Source organism: Mycobacterium sp., assembly GCF_051006775.1.
GTDB lineage: Bacteria > Actinomycetota > Actinomycetes > Mycobacteriales > Mycobacteriaceae > Mycobacterium.
Window position 1 is genome coordinate 1 of sequence record NZ_JBPCSX010000136.1, and the last position, 7,150, is coordinate 7,150.

Sequence of the window (7,150 nt, forward strand, 5' to 3'; positions counted from 1 at the left end):
ACCCAGACATGGTCGGGCGAAAGGCAGATCTGTCCAGCGTTGCTGTGCTTTCCGCCCGCGATATGAGCGATCGCAGCTGCCAGGTCGGCTGACCTGCCGATCACGGCGGGACACTTACCGCCCAGTTCCAGCGTCACCGAAGCAAGGTGAACAGCTGCCTTCGCCATCACCGCACGCCCGACCTTCGGGCTGCCGGTGAAAAAGATATGGTCAACAGGAAGTTCGAGCAATGCCTCTGCAAGATCGACACCTCCCTCGACGACCGCCACGTGCCGGGGCTCGAACACAGATCTGATGATCCGCGCAGTGACTGCCGATGTGGCAGGGGACATTTCATTCGGCTTGACGATGCAGCAGTTGCCGGCAGCTACGATCGCGACCAATGGCTGGAAGACCAGGCTGAATGGGAAGTTCCACGGACCAAACAACAGGACCACGCCACGGGCCTGATAGCGAATCTCGGCACGTGCGCCCGCGCCAAATCGCGGATCAGGCGCAACCGGCGTCGCGGCCATCCACTCATCAAGCTTCGCGATGGCTTCATCCAGGTCGGCGATCACCGTGCCCAGTTCGGCCTTGCTCAGTCGGGTATCCCGGCCGAGATCCTCGTGAAGTGCCGCGATGATGTCTGCCCGGCTCTCGAGGATTGCCCCCCTCAGACGCTGCAGAACAACGCGGCGTTCCTCTGCCGACGTCTGCATCGCGGCCCAGCGGTAGCGGCGCTGTTCGGCCAAGATCCCCTGCACCTCAGCATGATTCATCCCGCGCCCTGTCCTTTCGTAGCCCGGGCTCATCCGCCCGCCGCCGTTGTCGAAGCGGGGTGCTCGAAAAGAACGCCCGCGCTGATAAGTTCATCGATCTGTCGGTCACTAAAGTCCAACACCTCCCGGCACACAGCACGGGTGTGCTCGCCGAGCAGCGGAGCGGGCGCCAGCGTCGGGGCCTCGATACCCTCGAAGAGCCCCGGCCCCGTCTCGGTGAAGAGCGGCTCGGAGATCCCCGGCTGCGGCAGCGTCGCGAACTGTTCGCGGGCGATCAGGTGCGGATCCTCGCCGAGATCCCGAATATGAATACCGGCGCCGGCGGCCACACCGGCGGCCTGCAGCAGTCCGGCGGCTTCGGCGGGGCTGCGATCACGCGTCCACGCGGATATCAATGTCCTTATGTCGTCGCGGTGCGTCAACCGGTCACGAGCACTCGCATAATCGAGATTCGTCGCCAGTTCGGCGTGGCCGATGGCCGAGGTCAGTTTATGCCAATCCTGGTCGCCATCGACCACGATGACACAATATGCATCCTCGCCGAGGCACTCGAAAACATCGGCAGGATAGTCGAATTCACTGAGACCGTCGCGCGTCACCAGCGTTCCGGGTTCCCGTGATTCACGAAGATACTGGGCAGCAAGTTGCATGAAGACCGTCTCCATCTGAGCAATCGCGATGTAGCACCCCGCCCCGGTCGACCACCGATCGATGAGAGCCGCCACGATGGCCGTGACCGCCACCCGTGCCGCGGCATGGTCGGGGTAGACCGTCGCATCATCCCCGAATCCCTCGGCGGAGTCGGCATGACGCCATAGGCCGGTCAATCCGACGGTCGCCCGCACCAGCGGGCCGTAACCCATCCGGTCACCCCACGGCCCGGTATTGCCCAGCGCGCTGCTTTCGACGATCACGACAGCGGGATTGATTCGGCGCAGCGTGTCCTGATCCAGGCCGAGCGACTCGGTGGTTCCCGGTTTGAAATTCGACAGGACCACATCGGATGTCCGCACCAACTGATGGAATACGTCGAGTCCCGCGGGGTCGCGAAGGTTTATTTCGATGCTGCGCTTGCCTCGATTCCCGACGGCGAATCCCGGGCTGACAGTGTCATCCCGATCACCCTGGCGGGCACCATCGGGGAAGGCTCGATTCTCCACCTTGATGACATCGGCACCCTGGTCGGCAAGGAGCCTTCCGGTGTCTCCGCCGACGACGATCACACCCAGGTCGAGGACCCGGAGACCGGCCAGCGGCCGTCGGGACTGCGAGAGGCCCTCAACGATCCGCGCCGGCACAGACTCCGGTCTGGCGGACCAGTCGATGCGGTGCGCCGACAGCGATGGTGCGCGGTGACGGAAGCCCGCACGCCGGCCGTCGATTTCGAGATAGCCGCTGGGCACAGCGCCGGTGGCATCGTCGCATACCTCGACCGAGTGGAACGATCCACGTTCCCTCACATGATCGCTGGCGAGGATCTCCTGCGGGGAGTTCAGGGCCGCCATCGGCACGCCCCGCCGGACCGCCTCCGACAGCAGTTCGGCACGGGATCGGGTGGCGAACAACTCCGCGATACGCGGTTTGATGCGATCCCATGCCGCATACCGCGGGCCGATCCGCTCCAGTGCAGGGTCGGCGAACTCCGCAGGCTGGCCGAGCCAGTCGAACATCGCCCGCCAATGCTTGGGCGCCAGCATGCAGATCCGAACGAACCCGTCCGCGCAGGCGATGATCGGATAGCGCATCGTCACGTCGGGCCTGCCCAGCGGTAGATCGCGCAGCGGCCTGCCTGCGGTTGCCGAACCAGCCATACCGTAACCGGGGTCCAGACCCTGCACGGACATGTCGAAGAGTGAGCAGTCGACGTAGTCACCATCCCCGCTGTGAAGCGATCTGAAGTACGCCAGCAGAATGCAGTAGGCCGCCTGCACCGCGGCGGTCTCCTGCGCAAAGGGGCCGGGTGGCGCGAGCGGTTCCCGGCCGGGAGCTCCGGAGCGGGTCAGCGCCGAGGACTGGGCTATCACGACGGCTTCGGGGCCCCGCCAATCGCGATAGGGACCCCTCTGGCCGAACGCGGTGACAGAAGCCACCACCAGGGATGGGTTGCGCTTGCGCAACGCTGCCGGACCCAGTCCGAATTCAGCTAATGCGCCGGGAGAAAGGGACTCGACTACGACGTCCGCCGTGTCGGACAGTCGGAGGAACTCGTCACGGTCCACCGGGTCCGCGAGGTCGAGGGCTACCGATCGCTTATTCCAATGTGTCGTCACGAACTCGTATGAGCTACTTCCGCAGTGCGGCTGAGCTTTCCTGGACGCCACACCGGACGGCGGCTCGACGAGGATGACGTCAGCTCCCAAATCGCCGAGAAAGCGGGTGGCTTTGCCGGCAGGACCGTCGGTGACGTCGAGCACCCGCACACCGGACAACGGGAGGTGATTATCGGCGCTCGGCGACTGCGCTGGTGAAGGCATGGCGGTGCGGTCCAATCGTGAGATCTCGGAGCGTCTTTTCAGATCTGTCTGGTGAATTCGGCAGCCAATCCGATGGCTTCGGCCAGGACCTGTTTGACAGGTCGGGCAATCGCTTCGGCCGCGCGCGCGACGTCCTCCCATTCGGGCATGGCGTTGACCACTTCCCCGCTGGGCAGCACACCGAGTTTGACTGCGATGTTCTGGCCACCGACCGCCACCGTTCGAAACTCACGATGCAGGGCGTGTTTATCCACGGTGAGTTGTCGAATTCCGATCGTGGTGGTGTGCGCGAAGATCGCCGCTCGGACCGCGGCCACCCGCTCATGCGCGGCCAGCACACACAGCGTGTGCGCCGGACGCCCCTTCTTCATCGCGATGGGCACCAACCAGGCATCGCCGGCCCCCGCCGACAGAAGCGCGGCGAGAACCGCAGGCCACAGACGCGGATCCATGTCGTCGATATTGGCTTCGAGCACCACCGCCGTCCCGGTAGATGCCGAATCTGATCCGGTTGTGGCGCCCACAACCAGTCGTACGACATTCGGCCGGTCAGTCGGGTTTCTGGTGCCTGCGCCGGTGCCGATGCAGTCGGGCGACAGATGCGGCAGAGGGCCATAGCCGGTTGCGAAAGCGGTGGCGATCGCGACCCCCGTCGGTGTGCTCATCTCACAGTCACCCACGCCACCGCTTCCGGGCGCGCGCGCGTTGCGCAGCAGAGCCAATACCGCCGGGACCGGTACGGGCATCGTTCCGTGCGAGGCGCGTACGGTACCGCCCCCCAGAGCGAATGGTGACACCACCAACTCATCCAGATCGAGCGCAAGCAATCCCGCGCACGACGCCACCACATCGGCAATCGAATCCAGCGCCCCCACCTCGTGGAAGTGCACCTCGTCAGGAGAAGTCCCATGCACCTCGGCCTCGGCCTCCGCGAGGTTCCGGAAGACCGTAGTGGCCCATGTACCTACGGGATCCGCCAGCGATTTCAGCAGATCCTGAATGTCGCGCCAGGTCCGAACCGGTTGGTCATGGTCGGGTACCTCGACAGAGACCTTGGTCGCCGCCAGGCCCGATCGAGTGACCTCCTCGGCATGAAGTGTGATCGGTAATCCCATGGGCCGCAGCGCTTCACTCATCAAATCCAGCGGCACCCCCGCCGAGTTCAGCGCACCGAGCAGCATGTCCCCCGCTACACCGTTGCTCACATCAAGCCACCCGACCCGTGTCACCGCACGGGCACCGAATCGGCCGGGACTAGCTCGAACGCGCGGCCGGGGTGATACCCGCGCGGGTCGACAGAGATGTTCGTAAGCTCCGGTTCGACCGCCCGCATCGCGGCCAGCACGGCGTCAAGCAAGCCTGAGTCGATCCGTTCGCCATCGGCGTCCGGCACCTCGACCCGCACCTCGCAGGCGTCGATCCGGCAGCGCACCACATCGATGCCGGTGCGTTGCCGCACCAGCTCCTCACCCACTCCGACCGCCCGTAATCGTCGCTGAGTGACTCGCGTTCCGGTGTAGAGCCGGCTTGCCAAGCACGGCGACGAAGGAAGATCCGCGAATGCAAGTCCCAATTCGTCAGCTGTGCTGCGGATTTCGGCTTTACCCATATCCAGTTCGAGGAACGGATGGCGCACACCGTTCTCGGCCGCAGCCTTCAGCCCCGGACGGAACTCGTTAAGGTCGTCGGCATTGGCGCCGCTGAGCAACACCATCGAGAGTTCCCGATCGCCGGCTACCGTGTCCGCGACCCGGCCCATCGCCGCATAGAGGTGACTCTTGCAGTAGTAACAGCGGTCACGGGGATTGGACAGATACCGTTCGTCGGCGAACTCCTCCGAGGAGATGACTGTCAAGTTCCAGCCCTCGGCCGTGGCATGTTCGATGACGCGGACGGTGTCGGCGGCAGGAACCGCGGCGGTCACGTCATGTACGACAACCGTCGCATCGGCGTTGTGACGGTGGGCGACCGTCGCCAGAAGCATACTGTCGACACCGCCACTGCAGGCGATCATTCGCTGCGGTGACTGGTCAAACCACTCGTTGAGTGCGGTGAGAATGCGGCTCGTCACGGCTGCACCACGAGATGCAGGTCCCACAGTGGGGCATCGATTATCGCGCGGCCGAGATCGACGACGTCGGCGCCGCATTCGCGTATCTGTGAGAGTTGTTCGGGCCGAACGCCACCGGCAAATGCCAGGACGACATCATCGCGCATGCCGCACTCCCGCAAGGCTGTGTCGATACTGGCGAGAACACTCAAATCGCCGGTGTCGTCCATGATGATGCCGGCGCCGGCGTGCACCGCGGCCAACGCGCCATCAGGGCTATCAACCTGAACCGCAAACCGACCGTTGTCCAACAGTGCGCCAGCGGCAACGGCCTGCGGCACTCCACCGAGCAGACGGACGACATTTTTATCGATGTAAACGAAATCGCCATCGACGAGTCGAGATCCCACTCCGCCCGCGTCCAAGCCTGCTCGCAGCAGGGGTTTGAGCGCGGCCGGTAGTTTCTTCCAGCCGCCGCAGACGATGCGCAGGCCCATCGGCGCGGACTCCACGATGTCGTGGCACCTGCGTGCCACCCCGCCGGCGAAGCCGAGCGGTCCGAGCACCGCATCTTCGGCTGCGGCGAGCTCGATTGCCGTGCCGATGATTTCGGCGAGCACCTCACCGGCAGCGACAGACTGCCCGTCACTGCACCGCACTTCGCAGTCGCCGAAACGGGAATCGGCGGCCAGCTCGCGAAGGGCATCGGTGCCGGCCACCACGCCGTCCTCGGTGGGGGTGATCACCGCCCGCCGTATGCCTGTGACACCGGCGAGCAGCCGATCGGTCAGACGAGGTACCGCACCGGCCGTCCGGGTCATTCGTGACTCCCGGCCATCCGGTCGCGCAGTTTTGCACGTAGCCGCTCAGCGATGGCATTTGCCAGCGGAGCATCACCGGTGCCGCTGTTCAAGCCGGTGACGAGATCGCCGAGACATTCCCGCACCTCATCATTGGGACCGGGTAACGCCACGACTCGACTCCCGCGATAGGTGCCGACGGCGATCCGCACACCGTCTTTCACGTGACGCCCGTGGCCGGCGGTGAAGTAGCTGGTGTAGGGCGTCACGGCGTCGGGGATGAGAGCCTGAATCGCCTCGACGGTGAAGTCCTTGGCCTCGGCGCCCACGCCGCCGGTGGTGATGATCACTCCGTGGCCCTCGTCTATCGCGCGCCGGATCGAACCGGTGATCAGCTGCTGATCGTCGGGGAGCGCGCCCAGGTACTCACAGCGCAATCCCGCCGCGGTCAGGGCCTGGGACAACGCGATCCAATTGGTGTCCTTGACCTCGCCGTTGACCAGTTCGGCGCCGGTGGAGAAGACGCCGACCCGACTGCGGATGCGTTCCTCGATCTGCTCGGCGATCCGCTGCGCGCCTTCCATCGCGGCGGCGAGTTGTTCGGGGTCCGCGGCGATCCATCCCAACATGCCGTCAGCGGTCACGCGGGACTCTGGCGAGAGCGTCACCCCGCTGACTCCGGCGAGCGCCGTCAACAGTGCCTCAGACCGGCCGAGCAGTTGATGGGGGTACATCGATGGCCGAAGGACATCAAAGGTGACGACATTGTCGAGATAGTCAGTCACCAGAACCTCGTTCGGTTCCAGTACGAGTACGTCGGCGGCCACCGCTGCCAGCCGGGTCAGGTCGACCCCGCTGAGCTCAATCCGGGTGACCTTCAATTCGCTTTTGCTGAGCAGGTCGTACTGGTAGTTCATCACAGATAGCCGGCGGGGTCGATTCCCCTTTGCTTGAGCCACATGGGCAGCAAGACCTCCTCGACGTGGTGCGCGCATGCCGGGGCCGATTCAGCGAGTTGCTGCGCCATCGACTCACTGACGTTGAGCGAACCGTAGCTGCCGTCGA

The 7,150-nt window shown here is 64.8% G+C and carries 6 protein-coding genes; all 6 read right to left on the reverse strand.

Annotation, left to right across the window (positions count from 1 at the left end):
* A partial coding sequence (locus ACR2JI_RS09390; protein ID WP_526389808.1) for an aldehyde dehydrogenase family protein occupies positions 1-761 on the reverse strand: 761 nt, incomplete at its 3' end.
* Between the two features lie 29 nt (positions 762-790).
* Positions 791-3,235 (reverse strand): CaiB/BaiF CoA transferase family protein, encoded by a 2,445-nt coding sequence (locus tag ACR2JI_RS09395; protein ID WP_526389809.1) that lies wholly within the window; start codon positions 3,233-3,235, stop codon positions 791-793.
* Positions 3,236-3,273: 38 nt separating this feature from the next.
* Complete coding sequence (gene larC, locus ACR2JI_RS09400) at positions 3,274-4,440, reverse strand: nickel pincer cofactor biosynthesis protein LarC (RefSeq protein WP_526389810.1); 1,167 nt, start codon at positions 4,438-4,440, stop codon at positions 3,274-3,276.
* A 20-nt stretch (positions 4,441-4,460) separates the two neighbouring features.
* Positions 4,461-5,306 (reverse strand): ATP-dependent sacrificial sulfur transferase LarE, encoded by an 846-nt coding sequence (gene larE / locus ACR2JI_RS09405; RefSeq protein ID WP_526389811.1) that lies wholly within the window; start codon positions 5,304-5,306, stop codon positions 4,461-4,463.
* Positions 5,303-6,106 carry a hypothetical protein gene (locus ACR2JI_RS09410; RefSeq protein WP_526389812.1) on the reverse strand — a complete coding sequence of 268 codons (804 nt, stop codon included), beginning with the start codon at positions 6,104-6,106 and terminating at the stop codon, positions 5,303-5,305. The genes larE and ACR2JI_RS09410 overlap by 4 nt, the downstream gene beginning before the upstream one ends.
* Positions 6,103-7,002, reverse strand: a complete 900-nt coding sequence (locus tag ACR2JI_RS09415; protein WP_526389813.1) for a molybdenum cofactor synthesis domain-containing protein — start codon at positions 7,000-7,002, stop codon at positions 6,103-6,105. Before ACR2JI_RS09415 ends, ACR2JI_RS09410 begins: the two co-directional genes overlap by 4 nt.
* Between the last annotated feature and the right edge of the window lie 148 nt (positions 7,003-7,150).